Genomic DNA, 26418 nt, shown 5'->3' with positions numbered 1-26418 from the left:
AGCTAAAACAGCTGACCGACTACGTAGGTTAAATCATCCTGACGCGATTTCGTGTAAGGCTCCAGATGATTTGAGATATCTTCAATTGTCTGATGGTCCTTCAAAAGAGATTTTACTGCCGGAATGTTGAGTCCGTCTGAATGCAAAATGAATTTTGCTCCTGGCTCATAAGAGTACGTATGAACGCTGAACTTCTGAGGCTTGCCTGACATATAGCCAAGAACAGGCAGAGGATAGATATACTTCCCTGAAGGAGAATAAAGGACGAACCGGATATTCCCTACCGAACTGAATGTGAACGTATTCTGTCCAAAGTACGCCTTGAAAATAGCGACGGTTGCTCCGCGCTTGTTTTTCAGCACCTCATTTGATTTGGCAATCAGCAGTTCAACATCCTCTGCATGATATTCCTCAATGACTTCCTTAATGGCAGATGAGGATTCATACGCACGCTCGCCGCTCCCGAGACCATCGGCGACGGCGCAAATGAAATATTCCTCAGTTGCTTTTATTAAAAAACTGTCCCCGCATAGAGTTTTCCCTTCCTTTTGAATCTGGTAGGCGTATGCGTAGACATGGCTGTTTTGTTCCGTTTGATACATTACTGCATCCCCAGTGACATATCAGCAGAAAGTGCTTCTTTGAGCTTTGTAATAGCTCTTCTCTGAAGCCTTGAGACGTGCATTTGAGAAATGCCGAGGATCTCTCCCGCTTCCTTCTGGCTTTTATTCAGAATATATGTGTGGTGGATAATCTCTTTTTCACGGTCAGACAAAACGTGGAGAACACTTTCAAGCATGAGCTTCTGGTTGACCTGCTCATATCCTTCTTCTTTTGAACCGACAATATCTAATATGGTCACTGTGCTGCCGTCGGAGTCCGCTTCGATGGAATGATCAACAGAAAGAGCCTGATAGCTTTTTCCCATCTCCATCGTTTCGAGCACTTCCTCCTCTGAAACCTCCAGATAATCAGCGATTTCATGGACCTGAGGTGAACGCTGAAGAGAATTCGTCAGTTCATCAACGGCCATCTTAATCTTCGGGCCAAGCTCTTTAATTCTTCGCGGAACATGGACGCTCCATGTTTTGTCGCGGAGAAATCTCTTTATTTCACCGATGATTGTCGGAATGGCAAAGGCTTCAAACGTTTTGCCGAATTCAGGATCATAGCGGCGGATGGCACCGAGCAGGCCGATCATGCCGACCTGTTTAAGGTCTTCATGAAAGCTTTTGCCTCTTGAATATTTCTTGGCGAGCGTTTCAACAAGTCCGCTGTAGTACTCAACTAGAAAAAGCTGGGCATCTTCATTTTGATTGTGCTGAAAATCAAAAATCAGTTCGTTTATTTCTTCTTTAGTTCGCTTCGTAGTTTTGGATGGTTGTGTCATGTTCTACTCGCTCCCCGTTTAAATACTTTGTCATGAAGACGGTAACGCCGGAATCGATTTGCACACGAACTTCATCCATGAGCGTTTCCATCAAGTAGAGCCCCAACCCTCCCTCAGGAAGCTGGTCTACAGGGTTTGCGGCAGAATATGGCCCCAGCTCATTTTTCTTTTGTTCAAAGTTAAAGCTCTGGCCGCTGTCTGAAACCATCACTTCAAGGCGGTCGTCATAAAGGCCAAACCCTAAGTTTACCTCTCCGCCTTCCGCGCTTTCGTACGCATGCTGCACGGCATTCGTGCATGCTTCGCTGACAGCTATTTTCAGATCTTCAATTTCATCATACGAATAGCCCATTCTGCTCGCTATCCCGGAAAGAGTCAAACGGACGATTCCCACATATTCCGGCTTTGCAGGAATCTTCACTTCGATGTAATCCACTAACTGTCTCATCGAACCCCACCTTCTGATTTAGAAGAAATGTCAATAATTTCACTCAGACCAGTGATATTAAAAAGTCTTTCAAGACGTGAAGATAAATTCACAAGCTTCATATCTCCGCCGTTTTTTCTGACAGCCTTCAGCAGGCCGACAAATGCACCGAGTCCGGTACTGTCCATGTAGGAAACATCCTTCAGGCTGACCGTCATCGATTTCCCTTCTTCAGCAAGCGGCATAAGCTGCTCTCTCAGTTTAGGTGCAGTATAGGCATCAATTTCTCCAGCCAGATCTATTTGAACAAGTTCATCTGTTTGATTTGCATTTATTGAAAGGTTCATGTGTAGTCCCCCTAATATTATTCCTTTTGTCCTAATGAGTTATTTACCCTTTGTAAAAAAGGATTAAACCTCACGCTTTAAAATGAGGAGAGTAAAATCATCGTGCAGCTCAAAATCCTGCATCTGAAGAAAATCTCTGTAGATATGATCCACAATCTCCTGAGCCTTTAAATGACTGTATTTTTTTATAAGATCTGTAATAAAGCAGCGTTCTACAAATTCATCCCCTGATTTTGATTCAGTCACTCCGTCGGAAAGAAGCACAACCATGTCGCCCTTTTCGATCACTTTCCTGTACTCCTTATATTTAACGGATGAATCAATTCCAAGGACAAGCCCTTTAGTCTGCATGTCTGAAAAAGAATCTTCTGATGCACTGTAGTAAAATCCAGGCTCATGACCTGCAGAACCGTAGACAAATTCGTTCGTTTTTGTATCAAACATTCCGTAAAACATCGTGATGAACATGCTTGGGTCCACGTTATGCTCGACAACCCTGTTTAAATTTTCAAGCACCCGGCTTGGGGATTTCCGCGATTCAGGCAGACTGTCCATCGCATATTTGATCATCGACATGCAAAGCGCAGCCGGAATTCCTTTGCCAATAACATCTGCTATTGCGATGCTGACCGTTTCCTCGTCATAGACAAAGTGATAGTAATCTCCGTTCATATGCTTTGCCGGAACGCTTATTGCGCCTATATCAAGACCTGGAACACTCGGCACAGATGTTTCAAGAAGCATCTGCTGCACGTTTACAGCGACCTGAATTTCTGACTTGATCTCCTGCTGCTTGTCCCTGAGGCTTTGATGCTCCTGATAGGCAAGACCGTATCCCATCATGACCTCAAGCAGAAAATCAAGCGAGTTCAGCACCTCCTGGTCAACATCAGGAAAAAGATCCTGAAGAACCTTCCGGTGAAGACTGATAATCTCCTCAGGGGGGATTTGCTCAGCAATTGCTTTCCTGCTGAACTTCTGTCCCTGGTACAAAGCCGTTTCAGTCAGTTCATTCAGGTAATGGCTGAGCAGTTCCTGATATTTTGACTCAATGACATCCTTAAAATCCATGCAGCTTCCTCCTAGCGAAGCCATTTAACAGCTTGGATATCCGTTCCCTCTCCTAAGACGGTATCGATACTAAACTCATCCATCAGGCGTTTAACTCCAGGCAAACCGGCTCCAAGTCCTCCGGAAGTTGAAAAGCCGTCTTCCATTACTTTTCGCACATCCGGTATACCAGGCCCGTTATCAATGGCTATTATTTTCAATCCTTTTTTGCTGAATTCGGAAATTTGCTCAATGCAAATCTGGCCTTGTCCAGCATACAAATATATATTACGCGCAAGTTCGGAGATAGCTGTCGTAATCCTCGCTTGGTCGACCGTACCAAACCCGAGCTCTTTAGCAACATTGCGGCCAAGCTGGCGGGCAGCCACAATGTCCCACTCCGTAATGATTTTTACACAGGATTGGTTATCCATGCTTATTCCCCCAGCTCCTGTTGTAGAGTTTCAAGCCCTTTTTCAAGATCCAGCGCGGTCTGTACATCTGCCAGATGGATTCCAAGTTCGATAAGTGTTATGGCAACAGCAGGCTGTATGCCTGTTAAAACCACCTTTGCTCCCATAAGCTTCGACATGCCGATCACATCACCAAGCACCTTGGCGATGAACGAATCGATGACATCAACAGAAGTCAGGTCTATAACAACGCCGCTTGCTCCTGTTTCATGAATCTTGTGAAGCAGATCTTCCTGAAACTGCAGGGCAGTCTGATCATCAAGCTCCCACTGAATGGATACAAGCAGGCAATTATGAAGCTTTAGTATAGGTATTCGTGGAGTTCTCATTCCGGATCCCCCATTTCAACAATTTGTTTTTTGGTCATTTCAAGAGCGGCTTCCATTCCCTTTTGAAGGCTGTTTTTAGTAATGACCTGGCTTAGATCGATGCCAAGGTTTACGATCGTCTGGGCAATCTCCGGTCTTAGGCCGACAAGAAGGCATTTAGCCCCTACCAGACGCACAGCTTCAGAAGCCTGGATGATGTGATGCGCCACCATTGTGTCGACCACCGGCACACCGGTAATGTCGATCAGCACAACCTGGGCGCGGTGCTTAACAACGCCTGTGAGCAGGTTTTCCATAATCTGTTTTGCACGTTCTGTATCAATTGTACCAACAAGCGGCATAATTGTAATGTTTTCAAAGACAGGAATCAGCGGAGCGGACAGTTCCTGCAGCGCAATCTTCTGCAAGGATACCGTTCTTTCCCATGAAGCGGCATATTGATGAATCAGTTCATTGTTAATTGGGGACAGCAGTCTGTCAAACTCCCATACAACCTGCATTTTTTGCTCTTCAGACAAGTCCTCTGTCAGTCTCGTGAAAATAATTAGAGACAGCTGTTTCAAGCCTTCTGAAATAAACTTCAGGCTCCAGCCGAGCTGAACTGCTTTATGGGCAAAATCAGACACTCTCTCTGAAAAATCGGTTCCCGGACTGTGCATATGGCTGATTAAAATCTGAAGGTATTCATTGCACGCATTATCATAAGCCTGGTCTGACAGAAGACTGGAGTACTTTTGATCTCCAAGCTCTTTCAGACGGTCTTTCCATTCTTTTAGAATCTCATTCTGATGAGCCATTACATATTCAAATAATTGATTGGACTTTTCTGTCATGTGTCCGTGATCCCCCTCTTAGTAAATGGGCAAAAAAAGGTAACAAGTATTCCACCTTACATTATACCGATTTATGTCAATAAAATAAAAAAAAGTTGCTTTCTGGCAGCAACTTCCTTAAAAAGAACCTTTTTATTCGTTAAAAATCAATGAGTCCCAAGCTTATTTGCAAAGCTTCGTCCACTTTATCCATCATTTCATCATCTAAGTGTGTAATCTTATCAGTCAATCTCTGTTTATCAATTGTTCGGATCTGTTCCAGCAGGATAACAGAGTCACGTTCAAATCCATATCGCTTTGAATCAATTTCCACATGGGTTGGAAGCTTCGCTTTCTGAATTTGAGCAGTGATGGCTGCTATGATGACCGTAGGACTGAACCTGTTTCCGATATCATTCTGAATGATCAGTACCGGACGGACCCCGCCTTGCTCAGAGCCGACAACAGGTGATAAATCAGCAAAATAAACGTCGCCGCGTTTGACAATCAAAGGATTAACCCCCGCTTACTAAGCGTTCAACGGTGTGGTCAGCCTCTGATTCAGCCTGAAATGCTTCGGAAGCAATGTTTAAGTTAATCTTGGCCATTTCCATGTAACCGCGTCTCATAGACTCGCGAATCTGACGCTTTTTGCGTTCGCGGATATACATTTTCGTTGCTTGATAAATTAACTCGCTCCGATTCCCATTTTCCTGTTTCACAAGACCGTCTAACTCCGAGACCAATGCTTGCGGCAGTCGAATTAAGATTTCTGTTGTTGCGCTGGATTCAGACACAAACATACACCTCCACCAAACTTACACACCTATTATTCCATTCCACATACAATAATAACACTATCAATGCAAGAAGCAAAGTTATTTTCTAATAATTCGGTCCTGCTGACTTTTTAGGACAGGCTCTTTTATTCAATGAGACCCCTTTTAAAAATCGTCTTACCCTTTTTTTCTTCCGTCCAATAGAGTGTTTCTCATTTCAATTATACTCTTATTTCTCAAAAACATACGGGGAACGCGAGAAGTTATTGTACAAGTGACTTCATAGTTGATGGTTCCGAGTTTTTCCGCCACTTCATCCACCGGAATCATCTCATGTTTCTGACTGCCGATAAGCGTAATTTTCGTTCCGATTTCTTTTTCCGAAGGCAGCTTGATCATGCATTGATCCATGCAGATCCTTCCAACAATTGGCACTCTTTCTCCGTCCACAAGCACGTCCGAATCCCTCAGACGGCGCACCCAGCCATCTGCATATCCGATGGGAATCGTGCCGATCCATTCATCTTCCTCTGCCGTGTAGGTAGCTCCGTAGCTGATTTTGTCGCCTTTATTTATCTTTTTTACATGAACTAGCTTTGAATGAAGAGAAAACGCTTCTTTTAGCTTGAATGGAAGCAGCGGTTTCATTTCACTTGAAGGGCTTAGACCGTACATCGAGATCCCAAGTCTGACTGCATGGACAAGCTTATCCGGAAATCTCAGGCCCGTTGCGCTGTTGCCGCAGTGAATCATCACTTCCCCATAGGATGCAGCTGCTTTTGCCAATGTTTCAAAAGCCTTGTATTGTTCATCAAAATAGGCCGTATCAAGTTCATCCGCTGTAGCGAAATGCGTAAAAACACCTTCTATGTTCAAGCACTGTTTTCCTTCTGAAAAAGAAAAAACCTTGTGAAGTTCCTCTTCTGTCCGGATCCCAAGGCGTCCCATGCCGGTATCGAGCTTTAAATGAACGGCTAATGTCCCGGTATGAACATTGCGGCCTGCTTCCTCCAGCCACTCGAAAGATGGTGCCGTCAGGATGATGTTCATGTCGGCTGCAAGCTGCACATCTGTTGGCCGGGATGCCCCCATCACAAGTATTTCCGTTTGGAATCCGGCATTGCGAAGGGCAATTGCTTCATCCAGAAATGCTACCGCAAGCATGTCCGCTCCTGCTTCAAGCGCCGCTTTTGCCACTTCTGCATCACCGTGGCCGTATGCATTCGCTTTCACAACAGCAATCAGCTTCCTGCCCTCTCCGATATGTGCTTTCATGTTGCGAACATTGCTCATGACGGCATCCAGATCAATCTCCGCCCAAGTATCTCTGTAAAAAGCCATTTCCATGTCTACACTTCCTCGTGGTAGTCTTTATCTATTGCTGATTATGAGAGGTTTTATGGCTCGTTGTCAAATCAAAAAGGGATTTGTTTTGGCCATAAAAAAATCGGATGGCTCATGCGCCATCCGATTTTTTACTTGATTGCCTGCCCCTGAACGGATTGTGCGACCCGGATCATTTCTTCCTGAGAGAGATCCTTTGAAGCAATCATGTATTCTACTCCGTCGTACGACCAAGTCAGCGACTGTTCTGTGAGCGCTCCAACCGCAACTCCAAGGTCCACCGGCTCGCCGTTTACGGAGGAAGAAGTAGCGACAGTTGCCGCAACGGCTTTTTCCTGGATAAACGTATACGATTTTTCTCCGTCATACGTTTGTACGACCCGCTTGCCGTTTTCTGTTGTCATTTCTTTTTCCTCGGTAAGCTTCACGCCTTCAATTTCCTCAAGCGGATATTTCACCGAGAATGGTTTAGAGTCAACAGCTGCAGACGTTTCAACATCCACACTCGCAAATGACATATTCTTCTCCATGTCGAATGAATTTTTATCGAACTTCGCACCGAAGTCAAAATCCGTGAATTCTACGACAACCAGAGGGTTTCTGTCTGTATCCATCACTTTTACAACAGACGGCTTCAGGTCCTTTTTGTTAAAAGTTATTTCCTGGAGCGGAAGCATCTGGCTGTTCTGGTAATTGGTTTTCGTTTCAAACACATACTCATTTTTCGTTGATTTGAAGATTGAATCTGCATCACTCTTAATGTCTTTTACAAGCGATTCAAACAAGTATGCCTGACTGCTGTTCTGCGGCCACTCGCTTTGGAAGCGGAAGCTTTTCTTCAGAGCCGGCGTTAACACAAATACGCCTTCATTGTTTCTTAAAATCATCTGGCTCTGGTCTTTCTCTGCGTTTTTCAGATTCACTCTGTAGAAGGACGGCTGTTTATGCCAGATTTCCACCTCGTAGATCTGAGGCTCGCTTCCTGTCTGCAGGGTCATCTGCGCCTTTGCTTTATACCCCGACAGCTCTTCTACCTTTTTGTCCAGATTCTCCACAACATCCGTTTTGGATTTCTCGCCGCACGCTGCAAGCATCAGGACGGCAATGATCCCCACCACCAGCAATAAAAAGTGCTTTTTCACCTATTCAGCCCCTTTGTCTCATATGACGTAAAAAGGAAGAAACGCTCCTTGAAAGCACCGTGCTCCGGCACGGGTCGATCAAACGACTTGTCTCTCCTACCGCTGTACAAATATATGAGGGTCAGGGCGTGAATATGCAGACTAGCTTGACGAGCTTTCAATTATTACTTGAGCTGCCGCATACTCCCTTGTGTGGGTTATGGACAGGTGCACGTAAAATCCTTTCATATCAGGCTTTACAATCATTGGCCTGCCAAATTCATCTCTTATAATTTCAATATCCTGAAAGCTGAGTGCACCGCCTATGCCGGTGCCCATTGCTTTTGAAAATGCTTCTTTGGCAGCAAATCTTCCTGCTGCGTACTCTGTTTTTCTTCTTCCGGAGTAAGAGTGATAGGCATCCTTTTCCCGGTCTGTCAGGATCCTGTCAATAAACTTCGGCTGCCTGAGAATCATTTTTCCGATCCGGTCTATTTCCGCAATATCAAGGCCGATTCCTTTGATCATTAAACCGCCTTCTTTCTTTCTGATGTGTTTGCCGCAGTGTACTAATATGCCGTCTATGCTCATAACCGTGGTAATATAGAAGAAGCCTATAGAATAGGAGACATGTTCTATGTTTACAAGATCTGAAGATTTCCGGACGTTCATTCGTCTGTATCCTGTTGTAACAGCCATTGTCTGTATCCAGGTGCTGATCTGGCTGCTGTTTTTACTGCCATTTCCTGAAATGACGTTCTTCTTTGCCTCTATTGTAGGGTACAACGGGGGCGTTGCCAATGGCGAATGGTGGCGGCTGATTACACCAATCTTCCTGCATGCAAACTTCGCCCACATTCTGTTTAACAGTGTGTCCATCATTCTCTTCGCGCCTGCCCTTGAGCGGATGCTTGGAAAAGCAAGGTTTCTTATCGCGTATCTTGCAACCGGAATGATCGCAAACCTTGCCACCTTTTTTGTCATTGAAGACTTAAGCTATACCCATGTTGGCGCGTCAGGCGCTATTTTCGGCCTGTTCGGGATTTACCTGTACATCGTTGTCTTCCGCAAAGACCTGATAGATTCATCAAACTCACAGCTGATCATCACGATTTTAGCTATTGGCATTGTGATGACCTTCATCAATACGAACATTAACATTATTGCCCATATTTTCGGTGCAGTAGGCGGCGCCCTGATTGCCCCTCTTTTTTTGAAGAGGCCGGGGCGTTAGCCGTATCCGTTGTTTACAGCAAGACGCCGTCCCATTAAAGGACGGCGTCTTTTCTTGCGCTTTTTTCATAAGAATACCATTCAAACATTTCCCCGGCATCTCTCAGGTCCACGCCTTTCACGTGAAAATGAGTGCCGCCGAAACCAGACGTAGTGGACGCCTGCATGGAAGCAAGCTCAAGCCGCTTTTGAAAATACGACTGTTTGCATTCCAGGACCTGGATTCTCTTTCTTTTAGCCAAATAAGTGGTTTTGACCACGGTCCGGGAGACAAGCGTGAGCTGGTCTCCCCTTATATTCCAGCCGCCGGAGCGAAACGCAGCAAGGCCTGCTGCCAATGCGGCAGGAATGGTTAAAAAGGCGAGATAGCCCCATGGCTCAAAGAAATAGCCGATGATGCAGGAGAGAATGACGAACGGGATGGTGTAGATAAGAAGATAGCCCCTCTTCGCTCTTTTAGACAGCGGAGTCAGCTGTTCCTCCATTGTATAGTCAGGCGCAAACTCCTTTAACATCTCTGCTATTTTTGCTTTTTTGATCAGCGGGAATAAGACGGCCGACATGTTTTGATTGCTTAAGCTGCCCCCCGCACTCAAAAGATGGACAGTAGCGTAGCCAAGCTTCTCCCTGATTGGATTTTCGCTGATTTTCACAGCCTGTATCCGCTCAAGCGGGATTGTAAGCTGGTGCTTTTCAAATAAACCTCTGGATATGATCAGGTCCTCATCTTTTTTAACGACCGTAAAGTTCGCAAACTTCAGGCACACCCCGATAATACTCAGAACCCAGGCGATCAAAAAAGCGAGAAATACGATAATGGCGTAAACCGTGATGCTGGCATCCGTTAAAAACGACACGCGGTTTATCAGCTTATCAAACGGAATCAGCTCGTCGAACTGGGAGATGAATGCAAAAGCGGCTGAGAGCACAACACCAATGCCGCTTGAGGTTGAAGCTGCCACAAGGAGCTCTTTCATGCCGATTTTATAAATAGATCCGCGCTCTTCAACCGGATTTTCCATCTCCGCTTCAGTTCCAGCTTCTTTTTTCCGCTCTGCCAGAGCCTCATTTATGCGGCGTGCTTCTTTTCGCGTCACGGCAGTCAGCACAGCCTCCGCTTCAATCCCTCCGCCTGCTGTCTCGAGCTGGAGTTTAACAAGTCCGAACAGCTGCTGGACAATGCCGGCACTTTCGTTGGTGGACTGAATCCGCTCAACCGGTATGTATTTTTTCTTTTTCACAAAAAGACCGTATTCAATCCGAAGCTCATTCTCTTCAAATCTGTAGGTGTATTTCGTCCAGCTGATGATGCTGAATATGACCATGACCGACAGAACGACAGCAAGGCCGATGAAGAAATATAGCTTATAGTCATTCACAAAGAAAAGAACAACGAACGGAAACAGACCGTCTTTAAGCTGTTTAAAGAATGTCAGAATGGCTGCTGCGGGATGCAGTCTTTTCGGTTCAGACATCATCTTCTGTCACCCTCGCAAGCTTTGAGATGAAGTCGCGGAGCTGGTCCGCCTCCGCCACATCAAGTGCGGGTATTTCATGAACGGTCGCTGCCGTGCTCACCGTCACAGTTGCAAGGTCATGCTTCCTGAGCAGAGGTCCCTGCTTTGTGTTCACGTGCTGCACTCTTACCATCGGTACAATCACGCGTGTAACGATAAACAGCCCCGACTGAATATCAATTTCGTTCTCATGCACTTCATACCGCCATGTACGGTGCTGAATTTTCGGAGTGATAAAAATAAAAACAATTGAAAACACCAGCCAAAGTCCGAATGCAGCAATCGTGATCCAGATTGGAAAATCGAATGCATAAACCGCATAGGCAAGTCCCCCGGCTGCTGCCAGAAATATAATTGACTGAATAAGGGCAGAAAGCTTCCATACTTTTAAAGCCCGTTCACTGATCCTGTGCTTAGGTGCGTCTCTCATCTGTGTTCCCCCTAAATAAATCTCTCTTTTTATACGTTTATGAAATAGATATGTTTCACTTATTACTAAATGATTCCATATTTATTATAGCGGGATGCGGGGAACTTGAACAGAAACAGCACTAGCGGATATAAAAAGAAGCTCCGTCAATCTTTTCCACATTCGGATAGGCGCACATCTTGTCCATCAATGCAAAAAGAGCATCATCCTTCTTCTTTGCTTCAATCATACAGTCAATCTGGGGCACGCTCCCTTTGATTTCAGACAAAAACGCCATGAACAGCTCGGGGTCAACGTATTCCGCATGGGCATTGAACTCACTTTCGCTGCGAGGGCTTGAGATATGCATTTTAACCGGGAGAGGCGACTGCTCCCAGCTCGCTGTCACCCTGTCCCAGTGACTCCTCCAGTCTGAATCCTTTTCTTGATTTGCGAGATGGTGGTGATAGTCAAACACGAGCGGAATGGCAAGCTTTTCGCATAAATACAATGTATCCTGCAGAGTGAAAACGGTATCATCATTTTCAAGTATCAGCATTTCCTGGAGCTTTACAGGCACATACCCCCAGTTATGAATGAACTGCTCGAGCGCTTTTTCCTTGTTGCTGTATGCCCCTCCCACATGAATGACACATCTGTGCTCATGCGGGACACCCATCCCTCTTAGAAGAGCCTCATGCATGCTCAGTGTTCTGAGTGACGTATTCATAATCTCAGGTTTAGGCGAATTAAGAAGAACAAAATGATCAGGGTGAAAATCAACCCTCATCCCTGTTTTTTGGATCCAGCTGCCAAGCTCCTGAAGCGGCTCCTTCAAGTCCCGCAAATAATGAAAATCCTTCACTTCAGGGTGATTGGCAAGCGGAATGAGCTTTGAGCTGAATCTGAAAAAGCGGATATCATTCCCCGTATTGTGCTTGAGAATTCTAAGGCAATTTGCAAGGTTTGAGGCGGAAATTCTGGCCAGCTTTTCGATGGCCGCTTCTCTGTCCTGCAGTCGCTGAAATTGAGCGAACGTCATTGTTTGCGACGGGGAGCAATTGGTTAAATTCACACTCATGGCTACATAGCCAAGCCGGACAATGGTCAAAAAGAACACCTTCTTTTCCTGTTTTGGTTTAGGGTTCCCATTTCCGGATGCGATTACTTTTTTGAATGCAAAAAACGCACTGTGCAGGAAGCACAGTGCGTTTAACTTTGTATTAGTTAGATGATGATGAAGAGTTTGAATAACGGCGTTTTCCGCTGTTATTGTTCGGCTTTCCGCCCTGCTGTCCGTAAGAACGCTTGTTGTTCTTATTGTAAGGACGCTGGCCGTCTCTTCTGCCGCCGCCGCTGCGGTTGCTTGAAGAAGATGATGAGCGTTTGCCGCCTCCGCGCTTGTAAAGCGGAGATTCTTCTGTCAGGTTAACCGGAGTCTGGTTCGGCTCTTTCGTCATAAGCTTGATCGCTGCTGCAAGAACAGAAACTTGATCGAACTCTTCAAGCAAAGCTTCAGCTGTGCGCTTGTAGAATGATAAGTTGTTGTCAGCGATAGCTTGACGGATTTTATCAACAGATACAGATTGCTGGCCTTCAAGAGCCTCATCAAGAGTCGGAGCCTTCATGCGGTCCATTTTGCGCTTCGTTGTGCGCTCGATGATTTTCAGCATATCCTGTTCTCTTGGCGTTACGAATGTCATCGCAGCTCCTGTTTTACCTGCACGTCCAGTACGGCCGATACGGTGTACATAGCTTTCAGGATCTTGAGGAACATCGAAGTTGTAAACGTGAGTAACACCAGAGATGTCAAGTCCGCGGGCAGCAACGTCTGTCGCTACAAGCACTTCAATCGCACCTTCTTTGAATTTGCGAAGTGCAGACATACGCTTAGCTTGAGTAAGGTCGCCGTGAATTCCTTCAGCAGCATAGCCTCTTAGCATTAGTGCTTCAGAAAGCTCATCTACTCTGCGCTTTGTGCGTCCGAAAACAATCGCAAGTTCAGGTGACTGGATGTCAAGAAGACGTGTAAGCACATCAAACTTTTTCTTCTCCTGTACTTCGATGAAGAATTGCTGAATATTTGTAACGGTCATTTCTTTCGCTTTTACTTTTACGATCTCAGGGTTCGTCATGAACTTTTCAGCAATGCGTCTGATCGGATCAGGCATTGTAGCTGAGAAAAGCAAAGTTTGGTGCTCTGATGGCACATTTGAAAGAATGTTCTCAATGTCTTCGATGAATCCCATGTTCAGCATTTCGTCCGCTTCGTCCATAACAACAGTCTGAACATCAGATAATTTCAATGTTTTACGGTTAATATGGTCAATTAGACGGCCTGGAGTTCCAACGATGATGTGAGGGAATTTCTTTAATGAGCGGATCTGGCGGTTAATGTCCTGTCCACCGTAGATCGGAAGTACACGTACGCGTTTTGATGAACCGATTTTGTAAAGCTCTTCTGATACCTGGATAGCAAGTTCACGGGTCGGTGCAATGATGATTCCCTGGATCTTATCTTGTTTAACGTCGATCTTTTCGATAAGAGGAATACCGAATGCAGCTGTTTTCCCTGTACCTGTTTGCGCCTGGCCGATTACATCTTTATTTTGAAGCCCAAGCGGAATCGTTTGTGCCTGAATTGGTGTAGCTTCTTCAAATCCCATGCGGTTAATGGCGTCCATTAATAATGGGCTGATACCTAGTTCTTGAAACGTAATTGTCAATTTGTTCTACTCCTTTTAATCCTTATAGCTTCACAGACTTTCATGTATGGTGAAACAAAAAACGCCCCATCGGGCAAAACGTTAGCTTATAAAAGCCCGTAAACACTTAAATTCAATCATATCACTTTTTATATACTTTTACAACAAGGCGTATTATTTCACACTTGTCTTAGTCTGTGCCATTAAGAAATTTTCTATCACTTCTGCAAGCTCCGGAAACTCTTCCCCGTGGCAGATCAGATGCTTCGAACACGGCATAAAGCAAAGCTCCTTCTGCCTTGAACGGACTTTTTCATAAATATAAACAGCGCTTTTGACAGGCACCATTCCGTCACATTCTCCCTGAACAATCAGTACAGGTATAGTTATTTTCTCCAATAATGGACGAATATACCTGACGAGCTTCCTGAATTGCAGAGCTGCAGCAATCGGCGTTTCCATCACTTTTTTTCTGTATCTGATAAAAAGTTCATTCTTTGCGCCTTCTCCCCGGATGGCATCTGCAAGCAGCCCTTTCACATCAAGCAGCATCTGGCGAGGATTTAAGTAATGTGCAGCTGCACTAAGCAGCACAAGCTTTTCAACCGGATACCTCGAGGCCAAATACGCTGCAATCAAGCCGCCCATTGAAAAGCCTATGATATAGACCTCGGAACATTCTTCAAGCAAATCCCTGAGCTCATTTTCAGCGTGCGCAATCCATTCGCTGAATTCGATCCCCTTCAGGCTCGGCGTTTCTCCGTGACCCGGAAGCGTCGGCGTCTTCAGCACCCAGTCCGTCCGTTCCTGCAAATAGCTGACGAGAGGCTCCACTTCATAAGGAGCTCCAGTAAAACCGTGTATACAAAGGCATCCTTTCATATCACTCTCTCCCGAATGAACATATTTTTATACCGGGTTTTAAAAATAAGAGGATTGAAAAAAAAGAACCCGGGTATATAAAAAGTACCCTGGGTTACTATATTTCAAAACAAAAAGGAGCGTTCATCATGACCGTATTAAAAAACAGTGCATATGAAGTTGTAAGTGAGCTTACGCCGTATTCCATCGGTGTCGGACTTGTCGTACTCGTTATCTCTCCATTTATTTTCTGAACGTCATGGACCAAGGTCCTTCCCTCTTTCTTTTCGTGTTTCTCTGACAGACAAAAGAAGGACCGGCTGCTTTATTTCATAATTAGAGAAGAGCTTGAACAACCTCTTCAAGCTTCATTCCGCGCGAGGCTTTTACAAGAACAAGATCTCCCGCTTTCGCCGTCTGCTTCAGACTTTTAATGAGCTCCTGCTTATCCTGGTAGACGTGAATCACTCCGTCATCAAGATTCTTTCTTGCCCCTTCGGCTATTTCTGCCCCAAGATTACCGTATGTGAAAAGATGCTGCGTTTCGGCTGCATCGATTGTTTCGCCAACTTCACGGTGAAATTGAACCTGCATGTCATCCCCAAGCTCGAGAATATCTCCAAGAACAAGAATTTTCCGGCTGTATCCGTCCAAGTCGCCCGCAAGCCTGATGGCAGCTTTCATAGATGTCGGGCTTGCATTATAGGCATCATTGATAACGGCAAGGCCGCCTTCTGTTTTCGTCAATTCAAGGCGCATGCCCGTCATTTGAATATTCTTCAGCCCTTCGCTGATTTTCTCCTCTGTCACGCCAAGGAATTCAGCTGCAGCAATGGCAGCGAGAGCATTCCCGACATTATGCTTTCCAAGCACAGGCAGGAACAGTTCTTCCCCGCGTCCGCGAATGGTAAAAAACGTGCCTTTTTCTGTGTGTCTGATTCCCTCGGGAGAATACGTGTTTTCAGCAGAAGCTCCGAATGAAACCTTTTTATATGAAGCGTTCTGAACACGCTCTTCAAGCAGAGGCTCTTCCCCGTCATAGATCAGCACACCTTGGGGTTTGAGGCCGCTGACAATTTCAAGCTTCGCTTTTGCGATTCCTTCTCTTGAGCCCAGATTCATCATGTGGGATTCCCCTATGTTGGTAATGATCGCAGCATCCGGCTTTGCAAGATTTGAAAGCAGTTCAATTTCCCCGAAGTTGCTCATGCCCATTTCAAGCACAGCTACCTCAGTATCTTCCGTCATGCTGAGAATCGTAAGAGGCATGCCGATATGGTTGTTGAAATTCCCCTGCGTTTTGTGGACACGGTACGTTGTTGAAAGCAGTGCTGCCACCATATCTTTAGTGGTTGTCTTTCCATTGCTTCCTGTCAAGCCTACAACTTTCAGGTTCAGCTGGTCAAGGTAGCTGCTTGCAAGGGTTTGAAGAGCTTCCAATGTGTCTTCAACCAGAATGACGGCACCTGAAGGAGGGTTCGGTTTTGAACGGTTCCAAAGAGTGGCCGCCGCTCCATCAGCAAGAGCCTTTTCGGCGAAATGATGGCCGTCGAAGTTTTCTCCGGCTATCGGCACAAACAGCGTGCCTGCTTCAATCTTTCTGGAATCCGTTGTAATGCCGTGGATCATGGTGTTTTCATGTTGGGGCGCAAGGCCTGATCCTCCCGCCATTGTCTGAATGTCGCGTAAAGAACGTTTAATCATGCGCTGTAATCTCCCTTCTTTTATGTAAACTTTGTTCAAGCCTTCTGGACAATGAATAAGAAACACTATTCTTTAATGAATAGTGTTTCCAGGCTTTCCTTAAAACGTGTGTTTAATTTGCTGCTTGCCTTCGTGGCGTTCAAGGGCAAGCTCGACAAGACGCCCGATAAGCTCAGGGTACTCAACGCCTGTATGCTTCCAAAGAAGCGGGAACATGCTGTATGGCGTGAATCCCGGCATTGTGTTCACTTCGTTGATCAGCGCTTTTCCGTCTTCTGTCAGGAAAAAGTCTGCGCGTACAAGTCCTGATCCGTCGATTGCCTTAAAGGATTTAATGGCAAGCTCTTTAATCAGTTCATATTCTTCTTCCGTAACCTGCGCAGGAATCATCATGTCCGTGTCGCCGTCTTCGTATTTCGCTTTATAATCATAGAATTCTTTTTTAGGAGCAACTTCACCGACAACCGAACAGATCGGCTCATCATTTCCGATGACGCCGATTTCAATCTCGCGTCCGATGATGCCTTCTTCAATGATGATCTTACGGTCATAATCAAATGCCTCTGCGAATGCTTTTTCAAGTGACGCACGGTCTTTGCATTTGCTGATGCCGACACTTGAGCCCAGATTGGCAGGCTTAACAAAGCAAGGATAACCAAGCTCCTGCTCCACTTTATCGTAAGCTTCTTCAGGCGCCTTTTTCCACTCGCTCTTAATGTAGGAAACATAGTTAGCCTGCTCAAGTCCTGCCTGGGCAAACAAGTTTTTCATGATCACTTTATCCATTCCTGCTGCAGACGCAAGGACACCGTTTCCGACATACGGAAGGTTCAGAAGCTCAAGCATGCCCTGAACAGTGCCGTCTTCACCGTTCGGTCCGTGAAGAAGCGGGAATACTACATCAATTTGTTCGTTCGTTTCATCTGCTTTTGCAGGGAAAAGATCCTGATTGAGCGCAACCGGAGAAACCGCTGTGCCATTTTGGCTGAACTGAAGCTCAGCAGGTGAAGCTGCCGGCTCAGTAAGCTTGGGTCCGCGGAACCATTCGCCTTTTTCGGAAATGTAGATCGGATGTATATCAAATTTATTCGTATCAAGTGCTTTTATAACAGCAAGTGCCGTCTGCAGGGAAACCTGATGCTCTGCGGACTTGCCTCCATATAATAATCCAACTTTAATTTTCATGCGGATATCCCCCTAAGAAAAGTTCATCTCTACTATATTATCACTTTCGGCCCAAATTGTTATAGCCCATCATGGATTTCTTTATAACATTCGGGCAAAGGCACAATTTGCGTCCTTTAAAGGCGTTTCCAATTTCAGTAAGGCAGGCTATGTAAGTGCGTTTGTCTTTATCCTGTTTTTTGCCGGCAATCATTGCGCACTTTTTCATGCATCAGGCATTTCCTGCATGCAAAATACCCGTTTTGTATTAAAATAAGGGCAAGGAGGTCTGATTCATGAAACCAATTACATCAGAAGAACAGTTCCAAACATTAATTACCCAAGATCAAGAGGTGCTAATCAAATTTTTCGCAGACTGGTGCCCTGACTGCACAAGAATGAACATGTTTATCGGCGAAATTATGGAATCCTATTCCTCATATGAATGGTATGAAATCAATAAAGATGAGTTCCCTGAAATTGCAGAGAAGTACCAGGTTATGGGGATTCCGAGCATCCTGATTTTTAAAAACGGCGAGAAGCTTGGACACCTTCACAGCGCGAATGCAAAGACTCCCGACCAGGTGACGGAGTTCCTTCAGGAGAAGCTGGGCTGACTTTTTAGAATTGACATACTAATCAAATTATTTTATGATACAACTAATTTCATACGTTTCTTATCAAGAGAGGTGGAGGGATATGGCCCTTTGAAGCCTCGGCAACGGATCTGACAGCAGAAACCGTGCCAATTCCAGCAAACAGTTTGTTTGAGAGATGAGAGCTAGAACTTGCACAGCAGAACCAGCCTCTCTTGTCTAACAAGAGGGGCTTTTTTATGCAGATTAGAGAGGGGATTCCGCAATGAAATACGGTTTTTGGCTGCCAATCTTCGGGGGATGGCTCAGAAATGTAGAAGATGAAAAAATGCCTCCTACTTACGCCTACGCAAAGGAAGTTATCCAAAAAGCAGAGGAGTGGGGCTACGACACCACCCTTATCGCCGAGCTTTACTTAAATGATATTAAGGGACCTGAGCATGATTCGCTTGAAGCCTGGACGACTGCTGCCGCTCTTGCCGCCGTCACAGAGAAAATTGAAATTATGACAGCAGTCAGACCCGGCTTCCACAACCCTGCTGTCACGGCAAAGATGGCAGCAAACATTGACCACATCAGCAATGGGCGGTTTACCTTGAACGTTGTTTCTGCGTGGTGGGAAGAAGAGGCGCGCCAGTACGGCGGCATTTTCACAGAGCACGACGCGCGCTACGACCGGACAGAAGAATTTATTGAAGTCCTGAAGGGGCTTTGGGAAAAAGAAACGTTTACGTATCAGGGAAGGTTTTATGACCTGATGGATGCCCGCCTTTCACCGAAGCCGGTGCAAAAGCCTAATCCAATTCTATATGCAGGTGGAGAAAGCCCGCGCGGAAAAGAAACGATCGCTGAGCATTGCGATGCCTATGTGATGCACGGGGGAACGGCGGACGAAATCAAAACGAAGATTGACGGCATGAAGCAGCTGCGGGCAGCACGCGGAAAAGAGCCCTTTCAATCTTTCGGAATGGCTGCCTACATCATTTGCCGGGATACCGAAGAAGAAGTGCAGCAGGAGCTGAAGCGGATAACTGATGTAAAAGAATCTTCCGCCTATGCAGGTTACAAAGACTTCACAACAAAGTCCCAGCTTGAACAAAAGCTTGAGCTGTATGACTACTCGGTTTCAAACCGCGGCCTTCGTCCAAATTTGATTGGCACTCCTGAGCAGATTGCTGACAAGATCCTTGAGTATGAAGAGGCAGGACTCCATCTGTTGCTTCTCCAGTTCTCGCCTCAGCTCGAAGAAATGGAGCGTTTTTCATTACAGGTCATGCCGCTTGTGGAGAAAAAGCGGAAAGAGAGCACGTTTTCGCTTTGAAAAGTCAGTAGATAAATAGACGCACAAAAACGCTTGGAACTTATATGCCAAGCGTTTTGTGCGTTATTTTAAGTTTATCACTTAACGTACCCGTTCCCTTGCGCTTCAGTCACTTGCTTTCCGTGGGGAGTGCCTGAAGCTTCCTCGCTGCGCTTGTGGGATCTCCAGTGCCCTTTTCATCATTCCGGTTTTACAGCTTCAAATGTAATCGTCTGCCGGTCATGCTCCGGTGCTGCTCCATATGTATAGTCCGCAGAAATTACAATGTCTGTAAAGCCGAGGCGTTCTAGTACCAGCTTAAATTCCTTCACTCCGTACCACCTCATGGCAAACCTCTGCAGCTCGGTTTCTGAAAGCTTTCCGTCTTTCCACTTTTCATACTTCAGATAGGTCACGGAATACTGCTCTAGCACGCTGTACTCAACCTGCTTTGCCTCCATTGTGATGATGTGCTGATCGGGCGTTTCCCACGTGCTGGTGAACACTTGATTCAGCTGTTTTTCCGGCTGCAGGTCAAGATCGAGAATGAGACGGCCGCCCTCTGTTAAATGCTCATAAAAATTCTTCAGCGCATGGACAGATTCCCTCCGGTCTTCAATCAGCAGAAAAGTGCCTGCAGGCAAAATAATAGCCTCAAATTTTCCAGGAAGCTTAAATTCACTCATGCTTGCTTCTGTGAGCACTGGGCGAAGCCCTCTTTCCTCACAGCGTTTTCTGCACGAATCAAGCATATGAGGAGAGGTATCGATGCCCTCGATGGCGAATCCGTCCTGGAGCAAAGGAATGTACACTCTTCCAGAACCCGCTCCCGGCTCAAGAATTCTTCCCTGCACTTCACGCAGACGTTCCCGGTAAAACTCCAGATCGCCAAAGGAATGGCCCACCGGTTTGTCTATATCATATACTTCTGTTGCTAGCTTGCTGTACTGGCTGAACATTCACATCCCCCTTGCCGCGCATTCTACTATTATTAATAGCCCTAAACGCATTGAACATACATTTAATCAAACGTTTGTTTAATTCGCTTAGATTCTTTTTTCTCCTGCTTCATTTTTTTTCATTAAGTAATAGCCAATGCCAGCAAGCGTCATAATGAGAATCATCGGCAGCACAAACGGCTCTGCGGCTTCTTTAATTTGCGTCCAATTCGTGCCAAGCTGAATGCCCATATATAAAAAGAAAATGGTCCAGGGAATCATGGCTGCCACCGTGTACACGGTGAATCTCCACAGCGGCATTTTCCCAATCCCGGCAGGAATGGAGATGGCGTGCCTCACAACCGGGATAAATCTTGCCGTGAAAATAACCCCAGCTCCGTATTTTTCAAACCATTTTTCAGATAGATCCAGATGATGGCCGCTGATGAAAAGGTATTTTCCAAACTTCTCAAGAAAAGGCCTTCCTCCGTAATACCCCATCCAATAAAGAAACAGCTGCGCTAAGGTTCCGCCAACAACGCCGGCGATCACAGCCCCTGTAAAGTCTACCCGGCCGAGTGAGATCAAATATCCTCCGTAGCCAAGCACAATTTCACTCGGAATGATTTCAATCATCAAACCGAGCGCAATCCCGTAATAACCAAGATCTGCAAGCGTCTCAAGCAGTGAGTAAATTAGCTCCTTCATAATGGCTCCTTTTCTCTTCATATTTCAGCAGCCTGTGCGGCCAAGCCTTTCACACATATATATGCTTGTTCCTCTTCCTCTAATCTCTTAAAAACAGAAAAAAGCAAACCGAAAACGGTCTGCTTTCTCTTTATCTTGTCATTACTGATTTGGCAGCGGCACCTATGAGAATAAACCATCCTAACACTAATAGAAGTGCTCCAACCCCCATCAGGCCTCCGTGGTATGCAAGCGCCTGTTCTCCTCCAAATTTGAATATTACTGCGATAAATTCATCCCGAACGGCCGGAATAAAGAGAAGGACGGCAGCAAGACCGATAGCAGCATATCCGCCAAGGAGGCCAAAGCGGTAAAAAATACTTCCAAGCACAAAGAACATGGCCTGAAGAAAGAAGCAAATGGCAGTATCCACATAAAAATTAGTCAAATACGGAAACTCACTTTCAAGGATCATCGAAAGATAGAACAATTTCAGCTCGCCCGGTCCAAAAGCTTCCATTGCTTCGAGCACCATAATTAATACAGTATGGGAAGCAGCCATAAACAATGCAAGCATCAGCAGGAACAAGCTTGTCGTCACATAATAATTCCGTCTTGTCGCGCCCATTTTGATGCTGAACGGATACGTTTCTTTTACTGTCAGGAAACCGGCAATCGAGCTGAAAATGTAAACCGCCATTCCGCTTGAAACCGTCAAATTGCCTCCGGTTGATAACTGAATTCCGTAGGATAAAGCCATACATGCAATGAGAATACTCCAGAAGATCGTAAGGGAATTCCGGATGTCCAATACTTCAAACAACAGTATGCCGCGGCACTGTCTGATCATGCTGATACCCCGCCTTTCGTTTTTTCGGTCAAGTAAACCATCAATTCCTGCACAGGCACATGCTCTACTTTGAGTCCTGCTTTTTGGGCCTCTGATTTACTCTCTCCATACAGCACTGCCTGTTCCATGCTGCCGAATGCTTTGCGGTGAATGACATTCTTTCCTGCTGTAAATGCGGATACATCTGATCTTGGGCCGTTCACGATAAACGATTCCGCGCGAAGCTCATCGGCATTTTTCTGCATCAAAAGCTTTCCGTCCGAAACAATCAGCACTTCTTCAAGCAGCCTGCTGACTTCATCGATAAGGTGTGTGGAAAGGATGAACGTTCTTTCCCGGACCTCATATTCCTCCAGCAGAAGATCATAAAACCGGCTTCTGGCTGCAGCATCAAGGCCGATATACGGTTCATCGAAGATGGTGATAGGAGAGCGGCTTGCGAGTCCTACTGTGATTCCGAGCGCAGACTCCATTCCTTTTGACAGGGATTTAACTTTCATTTTCTTATCCAGTGAAAATTCCTCAAGGAGTTTTTCAGCTGTTTCAAGGCTCCAGTTCGGGTAAAAGTACCCGGCAAACTTGAAGATGTCGCCGATTTTCATTCCCTTTTTAAAATTTTCGCTTTCATTGATAAGGCAGATCGATTCTGTAATTGCCTGATTTTCAAACGGCTTCTGGCCCCCGATCAGAACCTCGCCGCCATCAGGCATGACCTGCCCTGCAAGAATTTGCATCAGCGTGGTTTTGCCTGCTCCATTTCTGCCGAGAAGACCGTAGATTTTATTCCCTTCAAGTTGCATTGTAATGGCGTCCAATGCTTTCTTTTTCCAATATTCTTTTGTTAATCCCGTGATGCTAACGTTCATTTGCTCCGCCCCCTTTTTCAAGCATTTCTTTCAAATCGCTCACACTGATATTCAGCTTTTGCGCCTCGGATTTCAGCGGCAGGATATAGGCTTCAAAAAACTGCTCCTTGCGCTGATGAACCAGCTTGCTCTTTGCCCCGTCTGCTACAAACATCCCAATTCCCCTTTTCTTAAAAAGAATGCCCTTTTCAACCAGCTGATTAATTCCTTTTGCTGCAGTTGCAGGATTGATCTGATAGTGCGCTGCAAATTCATTCGTTGACGGCACCCTTTCTCCTTCCTGCACTAAGCCATTGATGATATCGTCTTCAACCTGTTCTGCAATCTGCTGAAATATCGGCCTGTCAGTGTCTAAAAATGGATTCATGTGACTGACCCCTCTTCCTGTCTGTTCATTGGTTAGTTACTTATGTAATTAACTATATATCTCATTGGCAATCATTGTCAAACTTATTTGTAAACTTTTTCAATAAATAGGCAAAAAAAGAAACGGAGGCATTTGCCATCCGTTTCTTTTATGCGTCTTTGAATGTTACGTTCGTTACCTTTTTCGTCTTTTCGCTGTACTCCACATAGACGAAAATCTCAAACGTTTTGCCCCGCTCCTTAAGAACAAGCTTGAAGGTTTCTGTTGAGATGATGCCTTTTGTCTTCTTCCCGACATGAAGATAATCGGTGATCTGTGCACCGGGGTATTTTTCCATCGTTTTTTTCATAGCTACTCTTCCGTACTCTTCGTACGACTGAACGTGAGCTTCAGCCGAGGCTTGAGTCTGTCCCTGAACAAGAACGGCCGGAAGACAAAGGAGCAGAAGAATAAGAATCCGGTTCATGTGCAGCACCCGCTTTCTTTTTCTCATAGGGTCTGCAGAGGACTGAACTTTATGCAGTCATCTCTTTTACCATAAAGACCTGCTCTGCTTTTACGATGAATCCCTCGTCTTCAAGAATGCCGCAGACAGAATGAGCTCTCGGGAAATTCACGGCTGTCCTGCTGACGTCAGCTTTATTTGAAAACGCAAATGCTTCGTGCAGCAGAGATTTAAGGACATCTTCTTTGTTTTCATGCTCAGGGTGAGCTTCGCACTGAAACAGGAGAATCCCGGAAAGCTTTCCTTCCTCGTCGTATTTGCGTTTTGAAAGGGCATAGCCAATCGTTTTTCCGTTCTCAACCGCAAGCAGCGCTTCACCGTCACGAATGTTCTGCCACTGCACCTGCCATGGAATCAGCCTGCTGCAAAAAGAGTGCTCCGCTAAATTATGCGGCTTTTTCCAGTGAATATCATGCGTTAGAGCGGGCGGATCGAGTGTCAATGGAGCCGAATATCCGAGGTGAACAAGCTGATCTGCCGTCTGATATCCCATCTTCTCGTACAGCTTGATTGCCCGGTCATTATGCGAAAGTGCTTCAAGTGTAGCCGTGTGGACTCCTTCTTTTTCATAGATGGACAGGACTTCTTCCATCATCTTTTTCCCGACGCCTTTGCTTCGGAATGCAGGGGCAACTCCGGTGCCTCCGTTCCAGGAGACGTTTTTGCCGTCAATGGACCTGACGCCGTTTAAGATCAGTCCGACGGGTTCGGTTCCGTCAAAAGCCACAATGGACAGCGCGGGTGAAAGATTCTCAAATACAAGTCTGTTCAGAAAGGCTTCAAGTGTGAGAGTCATATCAAAATCATAGCCTTCAAACCCCTTGTTCCATGCAATCAGTGCATCTTGAAGTGTACATTGGGACAGCCGTTTACATGTAATCATTCTCTCTCCCCTTTTCTTACGTACATAAACACCATTTCTTCAAGTGTCTTCATCTGTTCCCGGAACGGATAATCGTTTCCGATGACAGAATAATGAAGGCAGGTGCCGTCAATTGTTCCCCATACCAATGACGAGATAATAGCGGGATCCGCATCCGGCCGGAATTCCAGCTGATCAATTCCTTCCTGCAAAACCTCCATCAGCAGCGTCCGGTAAACCTCTTCATACCGTGCGGTCATCACCCGTTTCAGCTCTTCATCCCGTCCTGAATGAATCCAAAACTCAAGGTGAACCCCGATCATCCGCTGCCAGTCCGGTGAAAGCTTGATCTCCAGATAGTTTTTGAAGAACTGTCTGAGTTTCTCTTCGGCCGTTTCCTTTTTACGGAAACGTTCTTTTAACCCTGCTATATTCTCTTCCGTCTTCCTTTGCATCAGCTGCAGATAAATGTCTTCCTTGCTTTTGAAATAGTTATAGATGGCTCCTTTGCTCAATCCGGATTCAGCTACAATGTCATCGATGGTGGCCAGCTGAAATCCTTTTTCCCCGAATGCCTTCAGAGAGCTGTCCAGAATATGCCGCTTCTTCTTCTCCTTATATTCCTCTGATACAATTGGAGCCATTTGCAGCCCGCCCTTCTTTTTTTAAAACCGACTATATAGTCCATATTATTCCATACACAGTGAAAAATTCAAACAATTTTGATTATAGATCGAGTAAAAACTGCTTTTGAATGTGCATCATATAAGACCGCTGGAAAGAGGAGGAAATAATGATATGATAAATTTATACGCCCTTCGAAGAGAAATGCATCAACAAATTGTTACTCCTTGGCGGAATAAATATTACCTTTTTGAGGTGGAAAATGATCATAGAGACTTTGGAATCTTTGAAAGCGAATCTAGATGGAGATGGTAGATTTCGAATTCATTTAAATGATGGTACGGCAGCAGATAAGAAATGTTTGTTTTTTGAACCCGCTTCATTACAAGAAATAAATGAGTTTAAATTTGATTTACCGGATGACTATAAGACGTTTTTGACCTTACATAATGGTGGAAGAATATTCACTGATGATTGGGGGAGTGGCATTTTTGTCCATAGTTTAAAGGAAATAATACAAGAAACTCTCTCTATTTCTCATCTAATTCCGGAAAAATACTTTTGTGTAATTAGATACGCAGATGTAGGATATTTTTTAATAGACGAACAAAAAGTTGAAAGAGGGGAAAAAGATTATTTATTGTATGAGGACATTGATACTAGCAATCCTCCACAAAACCTTAAAATGACCTTTGAAGAGTTTATAGAAAAACTAATTAAATTTGAAGGTGAATTATTCTGGTTAAAATGAAATAAATAGAAAAAGTGCCGATACGGAATTGTATCGGCACTTTTTCCACTTCTTTATTTCCACATTGCATCATTAACAAAAAATTAAAATAATTTAGATCTTAACTCGAGTTAAATCTGCCATTTGACTTTTGCACCGCAACCCCTTAATGTAGTAAAGGTATTTTTTAAAACACACATATCATCTTCTTATTAAGAGAGGCAGAGGGACTGGCCCTGTGATGCCTCGGCAGCGGACTCGCAATCCTTGTGAGTGCTGTGCCAATTCCAGCAAGCCATGCGCTTGAAAAATGAGAAGAGCTTATTTCCATTCCGGATATAGGATCTCTTCTTGTTATCAAGAAGAGATCTTTTTTTATGCAGTCAGTTTTTATCTGCAGAGAGCGGAACACTATGATTACGGAAGAA

Annotated in this window: 32 protein-coding genes and 2 riboswitches; of the genes, 4 read left to right on the top strand and 28 right to left on the bottom strand. The window is 45.2% G+C overall.

The window, feature by feature from the left end; translation table 11 throughout:
• Positions 1-2: 2 nt before the first annotated feature.
• From JOJ89_RS01325 to acpS, 13 genes are all read right to left on the bottom strand, one after another.
• Entirely contained in the window at positions 3-602 is a 600-nt protein-coding gene (locus tag JOJ89_RS01325) for a PP2C family serine/threonine-protein phosphatase (RefSeq protein ID WP_029566340.1), read from the bottom strand.
• Positions 602-1390 carry an RNA polymerase sigma factor SigB gene (sigB, locus tag JOJ89_RS01320; protein WP_029286362.1) on the bottom strand — a complete coding sequence of 263 codons (789 nt, stop codon included), beginning with the start codon at positions 1388-1390 and terminating at the stop codon, positions 602-604. Before sigB ends, JOJ89_RS01325 begins: the two co-directional genes overlap by 1 nt.
• Entirely contained in the window at positions 1356-1838 is a 483-nt protein-coding gene (rsbW, locus tag JOJ89_RS01315; protein ID WP_029286364.1) for an anti-sigma B factor RsbW, read from the bottom strand. Before rsbW ends, sigB begins: the two co-directional genes overlap by 35 nt.
• Complete coding sequence (locus JOJ89_RS01310) at positions 1835-2164, bottom strand: anti-sigma factor antagonist (RefSeq protein WP_029286366.1); 330 nt, start codon at positions 2162-2164, stop codon at positions 1835-1837. Before JOJ89_RS01310 ends, rsbW begins: the two co-directional genes overlap by 4 nt.
• A 63-nt stretch (positions 2165-2227) precedes the next feature.
• On the bottom strand, positions 2228-3235 hold the full coding sequence (locus tag JOJ89_RS01305) for a PP2C family protein-serine/threonine phosphatase (protein ID WP_203289363.1): 1008 nt from the start codon (positions 3233-3235) through the stop codon (positions 2228-2230).
• A gap of 11 nt (positions 3236-3246) precedes the next feature.
• Complete coding sequence (locus JOJ89_RS01300; RefSeq protein ID WP_029286370.1) at positions 3247-3648, bottom strand: anti-sigma regulatory factor; 402 nt, start codon at positions 3646-3648, stop codon at positions 3247-3249.
• 2 nt (positions 3649-3650) lie between these two features.
• The gene (locus tag JOJ89_RS01295) at positions 3651-4016 is read right to left on the bottom strand and encodes an STAS domain-containing protein (protein WP_029286372.1); all 366 of its coding nucleotides are present in this window, start codon (positions 4014-4016) and stop codon (positions 3651-3653) included.
• Positions 4013-4849, bottom strand: coding sequence for an STAS domain-containing protein (locus JOJ89_RS01290; protein WP_029286374.1), 837 nt, complete (start codon positions 4847-4849; stop codon positions 4013-4015). The genes JOJ89_RS01295 and JOJ89_RS01290 overlap by 4 nt, the downstream gene beginning before the upstream one ends.
• Before the next feature lie 139 nt (positions 4850-4988).
• On the bottom strand, positions 4989-5339 hold the full coding sequence (gene ndoA / locus JOJ89_RS01285) for a type II toxin-antitoxin system endoribonuclease NdoA (protein WP_029286376.1): 351 nt from the start codon (positions 5337-5339) through the stop codon (positions 4989-4991).
• Positions 5340-5343: 4 nt separating this feature from the next.
• The gene (locus JOJ89_RS01280) at positions 5344-5625 is read right to left on the bottom strand and encodes a CopG family ribbon-helix-helix protein (protein ID WP_029286378.1); all 282 of its coding nucleotides are present in this window, start codon (positions 5623-5625) and stop codon (positions 5344-5346) included.
• Positions 5626-5784: 159 nt separating this feature from the next.
• Entirely contained in the window at positions 5785-6954 is a 1170-nt protein-coding gene (gene alr / locus JOJ89_RS01275) for an alanine racemase (RefSeq protein ID WP_203289362.1), read from the bottom strand.
• 128 nt (positions 6955-7082) lie between these two features.
• The gene (locus tag JOJ89_RS01270) at positions 7083-8093 is read right to left on the bottom strand and encodes a LolA family protein (protein ID WP_203289361.1); all 1011 of its coding nucleotides are present in this window, start codon (positions 8091-8093) and stop codon (positions 7083-7085) included.
• A 141-nt stretch (positions 8094-8234) separates the two neighbouring features.
• A complete protein-coding gene (acpS, locus tag JOJ89_RS01265; protein ID WP_029286384.1) occupies positions 8235-8600 on the bottom strand; it encodes a holo-ACP synthase in 366 nt (121 codons plus the stop codon).
• Positions 8601-8709: 109 nt separating this feature from the next.
• Between acpS and JOJ89_RS01260 the strand changes: the two genes are divergently transcribed.
• Positions 8710-9306, top strand: coding sequence for a rhomboid family intramembrane serine protease (locus JOJ89_RS01260; protein ID WP_203289360.1), 597 nt, complete (start codon positions 8710-8712; stop codon positions 9304-9306).
• A gap of 34 nt (positions 9307-9340) precedes the next feature.
• Here the strand turns inward: JOJ89_RS01260 and JOJ89_RS01255 are convergent, their stop codons facing one another.
• The 7 genes from JOJ89_RS01255 to JOJ89_RS01225 all read right to left on the bottom strand — a co-directional run bounded on the left by JOJ89_RS01255 (position 9341) and on the right by JOJ89_RS01225 (position 17686).
• The gene (locus JOJ89_RS01255) at positions 9341-10783 is read right to left on the bottom strand and encodes a PH domain-containing protein (protein WP_203289359.1); all 1443 of its coding nucleotides are present in this window, start codon (positions 10781-10783) and stop codon (positions 9341-9343) included.
• Positions 10773-11252: a PH domain-containing protein gene (locus JOJ89_RS01250; protein WP_029286390.1), complete on the bottom strand. Its 480-nt coding sequence runs from the start codon at positions 11250-11252 to the stop codon at positions 10773-10775. The genes JOJ89_RS01255 and JOJ89_RS01250 overlap by 11 nt, the downstream gene beginning before the upstream one ends.
• Positions 11253-11373: 121 nt before the next feature.
• Entirely contained in the window at positions 11374-12342 is a 969-nt protein-coding gene (gene uvsE, locus JOJ89_RS01245; protein WP_203289358.1) for a UV DNA damage repair endonuclease UvsE, read from the bottom strand.
• A gap of 112 nt (positions 12343-12454) precedes the next feature.
• Entirely contained in the window at positions 12455-13957 is a 1503-nt protein-coding gene (gene cshA / locus JOJ89_RS01240) for a degradosome RNA helicase CshA (RefSeq protein WP_029286394.1), read from the bottom strand.
• 153 nt (positions 13958-14110) lie between these two features.
• Entirely contained in the window at positions 14111-14818 is a 708-nt protein-coding gene (locus JOJ89_RS01235) for an alpha/beta hydrolase (RefSeq protein WP_029286396.1), read from the bottom strand.
• 315 nt (positions 14819-15133) lie between these two features.
• A complete protein-coding gene (locus tag JOJ89_RS01230) occupies positions 15134-16501 on the bottom strand; it encodes a UDP-N-acetylmuramoyl-tripeptide--D-alanyl-D-alanine ligase (RefSeq protein ID WP_203289357.1) in 1368 nt (455 codons plus the stop codon).
• Positions 16502-16600: 99 nt separating this feature from the next.
• Complete coding sequence (locus JOJ89_RS01225) at positions 16601-17686, bottom strand: D-alanine--D-alanine ligase (RefSeq protein WP_203289356.1); 1086 nt, start codon at positions 17684-17686, stop codon at positions 16601-16603.
• 275 nt (positions 17687-17961) lie between these two features.
• Here JOJ89_RS01225 and JOJ89_RS01220 point away from each other — a divergent pair, with 275 nt between their 5' ends.
• Positions 17962-18282 (top strand): thioredoxin family protein, encoded by a 321-nt coding sequence (locus JOJ89_RS01220; RefSeq protein WP_029286402.1) that lies wholly within the window; start codon positions 17962-17964, stop codon positions 18280-18282.
• 57 nt (positions 18283-18339) lie between these two features.
• A riboswitch (SAM riboswitch) is annotated at positions 18340-18446 on the top strand.
• A gap of 80 nt (positions 18447-18526) precedes the next feature.
• Complete coding sequence (locus tag JOJ89_RS01215) at positions 18527-19582, top strand: LLM class flavin-dependent oxidoreductase (protein ID WP_203289355.1); 1056 nt, start codon at positions 18527-18529, stop codon at positions 19580-19582.
• Positions 19583-19761: 179 nt separating this feature from the next.
• Here the strand turns inward: JOJ89_RS01215 and JOJ89_RS01210 are convergent, their stop codons facing one another.
• The 8 genes from JOJ89_RS01210 to JOJ89_RS01175 form a co-directional block, all read right to left on the bottom strand.
• Positions 19762-20520 carry a class I SAM-dependent methyltransferase gene (locus JOJ89_RS01210; protein WP_203289354.1) on the bottom strand — a complete coding sequence of 253 codons (759 nt, stop codon included), beginning with the start codon at positions 20518-20520 and terminating at the stop codon, positions 19762-19764.
• A gap of 87 nt (positions 20521-20607) precedes the next feature.
• A complete protein-coding gene (gene uptA, locus JOJ89_RS01205; RefSeq protein ID WP_203290228.1) occupies positions 20608-21207 on the bottom strand; it encodes an undecaprenyl phosphate transporter UptA in 600 nt (199 codons plus the stop codon).
• A gap of 130 nt (positions 21208-21337) precedes the next feature.
• The gene (locus JOJ89_RS01200; RefSeq protein ID WP_203289353.1) at positions 21338-22036 is read right to left on the bottom strand and encodes a hypothetical protein; all 699 of its coding nucleotides are present in this window, start codon (positions 22034-22036) and stop codon (positions 21338-21340) included.
• Positions 22033-22902 (bottom strand): ABC transporter ATP-binding protein, encoded by an 870-nt coding sequence (locus JOJ89_RS01195; RefSeq protein ID WP_203289352.1) that lies wholly within the window; start codon positions 22900-22902, stop codon positions 22033-22035. The genes JOJ89_RS01200 and JOJ89_RS01195 overlap by 4 nt, the downstream gene beginning before the upstream one ends.
• Positions 22892-23269: a GntR family transcriptional regulator gene (locus JOJ89_RS01190; protein WP_029286288.1), complete on the bottom strand. Its 378-nt coding sequence runs from the start codon at positions 23267-23269 to the stop codon at positions 22892-22894. The genes JOJ89_RS01195 and JOJ89_RS01190 overlap by 11 nt, the downstream gene beginning before the upstream one ends.
• A 148-nt stretch (positions 23270-23417) precedes the next feature.
• Positions 23418-23735 carry a DUF3889 domain-containing protein gene (locus tag JOJ89_RS01185; RefSeq protein WP_203289351.1) on the bottom strand — a complete coding sequence of 106 codons (318 nt, stop codon included), beginning with the start codon at positions 23733-23735 and terminating at the stop codon, positions 23418-23420.
• A 49-nt stretch (positions 23736-23784) separates the two neighbouring features.
• Complete coding sequence (locus JOJ89_RS01180; RefSeq protein WP_203289350.1) at positions 23785-24657, bottom strand: GNAT family N-acetyltransferase; 873 nt, start codon at positions 24655-24657, stop codon at positions 23785-23787.
• A complete protein-coding gene (locus JOJ89_RS01175) occupies positions 24654-25280 on the bottom strand; it encodes a TetR/AcrR family transcriptional regulator (protein WP_029566326.1) in 627 nt (208 codons plus the stop codon). Before JOJ89_RS01175 ends, JOJ89_RS01180 begins: the two co-directional genes overlap by 4 nt.
• 242 nt (positions 25281-25522) lie before the next feature.
• On the opposite strand from JOJ89_RS01175, the gene JOJ89_RS01170 reads away from it, so the two are divergent.
• On the top strand, positions 25523-26011 hold the full coding sequence (locus tag JOJ89_RS01170) for an SMI1/KNR4 family protein (RefSeq protein ID WP_029566325.1): 489 nt from the start codon (positions 25523-25525) through the stop codon (positions 26009-26011).
• Positions 26012-26196: 185 nt separating this feature from the next.
• Positions 26197-26307, top strand: a riboswitch (SAM riboswitch).
• Positions 26308-26418 lie beyond the last annotated feature (111 nt).

It is taken from the genome of Metabacillus sp. cB07, from assembly GCF_016839225.1.
Taxonomy (GTDB): domain Bacteria; phylum Bacillota; class Bacilli; order Bacillales; family Bacillaceae; genus Bacillus_P; species Bacillus_P indicus.
Note: the sequence above shows the minus strand (reverse complement) of the source record. Positions and strands in the feature narration are given on the sequence as shown.

Excerpts from the sequence above, each read along its gene's own strand:
- JOJ89_RS01260 (WP_203289360.1), top strand. The coding sequence starts at position 8,710 with ATGTTTACAAGATCTGAAGATTTCCGGACGTTCATTCGTCTGTATCCT.
- JOJ89_RS01235 (WP_029286396.1), bottom strand. The coding sequence starts at position 14,818 with ATGAAAGGATGCCTTTGTATACACGGTTTTACTGGAGCTCCTTATGAA.
- acpS (WP_029286384.1), bottom strand. The coding sequence starts at position 8,600 with ATGATCAAAGGAATCGGCCTTGATATTGCGGAAATAGACCGGATCGGA.
- JOJ89_RS01290 (WP_029286374.1), bottom strand. The coding sequence starts at position 4,849 with ATGACAGAAAAGTCCAATCAATTATTTGAATATGTAATGGCTCATCAG.
- JOJ89_RS01195 (WP_203289352.1), bottom strand. The coding sequence starts at position 22,902 with ATGAACGTTAGCATCACGGGATTAACAAAAGAATATTGGAAAAAGAAA.
- JOJ89_RS01310 (WP_029286366.1), bottom strand. The coding sequence starts at position 2,164 with ATGAACCTTTCAATAAATGCAAATCAAACAGATGAACTTGTTCAAATA.
- JOJ89_RS01255 (WP_203289359.1), bottom strand. The coding sequence starts at position 10,783 with ATGATGTCTGAACCGAAAAGACTGCATCCCGCAGCAGCCATTCTGACA.
- sigB (WP_029286362.1), bottom strand. The coding sequence starts at position 1,390 with ATGACACAACCATCCAAAACTACGAAGCGAACTAAAGAAGAAATAAAC.
- JOJ89_RS01180 (WP_203289350.1), bottom strand. The coding sequence starts at position 24,657 with ATGATTACATGTAAACGGCTGTCCCAATGTACACTTCAAGATGCACTG.
- JOJ89_RS01230 (WP_203289357.1), bottom strand. The coding sequence starts at position 16,501 with ATGATTAAACGTTCTTTACGCGACATTCAGACAATGGCGGGAGGATCA.
- JOJ89_RS01300 (WP_029286370.1), bottom strand. The coding sequence starts at position 3,648 with ATGGATAACCAATCCTGTGTAAAAATCATTACGGAGTGGGACATTGTG.
- JOJ89_RS01250 (WP_029286390.1), bottom strand. The coding sequence starts at position 11,252 with ATGAGAGACGCACCTAAGCACAGGATCAGTGAACGGGCTTTAAAAGTA.
- JOJ89_RS01200 (WP_203289353.1), bottom strand. The coding sequence starts at position 22,036 with ATGATCAGACAGTGCCGCGGCATACTGTTGTTTGAAGTATTGGACATC.
- JOJ89_RS01325 (WP_029566340.1), bottom strand. The coding sequence starts at position 602 with ATGTATCAAACGGAACAAAACAGCCATGTCTACGCATACGCCTACCAG.
- uptA (WP_203290228.1), bottom strand. The coding sequence starts at position 21,207 with ATGAAGGAGCTAATTTACTCACTGCTTGAGACGCTTGCAGATCTTGGT.
- JOJ89_RS01295 (WP_029286372.1), bottom strand. The coding sequence starts at position 4,016 with ATGAGAACTCCACGAATACCTATACTAAAGCTTCATAATTGCCTGCTT.
- JOJ89_RS01185 (WP_203289351.1), bottom strand. The coding sequence starts at position 23,735 with ATGAACCGGATTCTTATTCTTCTGCTCCTTTGTCTTCCGGCCGTTCTT.
- JOJ89_RS01210 (WP_203289354.1), bottom strand. The coding sequence starts at position 20,520 with ATGTTCAGCCAGTACAGCAAGCTAGCAACAGAAGTATATGATATAGAC.
- rsbW (WP_029286364.1), bottom strand. The coding sequence starts at position 1,838 with ATGAGACAGTTAGTGGATTACATCGAAGTGAAGATTCCTGCAAAGCCG.
- alr (WP_203289362.1), bottom strand. The coding sequence starts at position 6,954 with ATGGAAATGGCTTTTTACAGAGATACTTGGGCGGAGATTGATCTGGAT.
- JOJ89_RS01225 (WP_203289356.1), bottom strand. The coding sequence starts at position 17,686 with ATGAAAATTAAAGTTGGATTATTATATGGAGGCAAGTCCGCAGAGCAT.
- JOJ89_RS01190 (WP_029286288.1), bottom strand. The coding sequence starts at position 23,269 with ATGAATCCATTTTTAGACACTGACAGGCCGATATTTCAGCAGATTGCA.
- JOJ89_RS01220 (WP_029286402.1), top strand. The coding sequence starts at position 17,962 with ATGAAACCAATTACATCAGAAGAACAGTTCCAAACATTAATTACCCAA.
- JOJ89_RS01170 (WP_029566325.1), top strand. The coding sequence starts at position 25,523 with ATGATCATAGAGACTTTGGAATCTTTGAAAGCGAATCTAGATGGAGAT.
- JOJ89_RS01175 (WP_029566326.1), bottom strand. The coding sequence starts at position 25,280 with ATGGCTCCAATTGTATCAGAGGAATATAAGGAGAAGAAGAAGCGGCAT.
- JOJ89_RS01215 (WP_203289355.1), top strand. The coding sequence starts at position 18,527 with ATGAAATACGGTTTTTGGCTGCCAATCTTCGGGGGATGGCTCAGAAAT.
- JOJ89_RS01305 (WP_203289363.1), bottom strand. The coding sequence starts at position 3,235 with ATGGATTTTAAGGATGTCATTGAGTCAAAATATCAGGAACTGCTCAGC.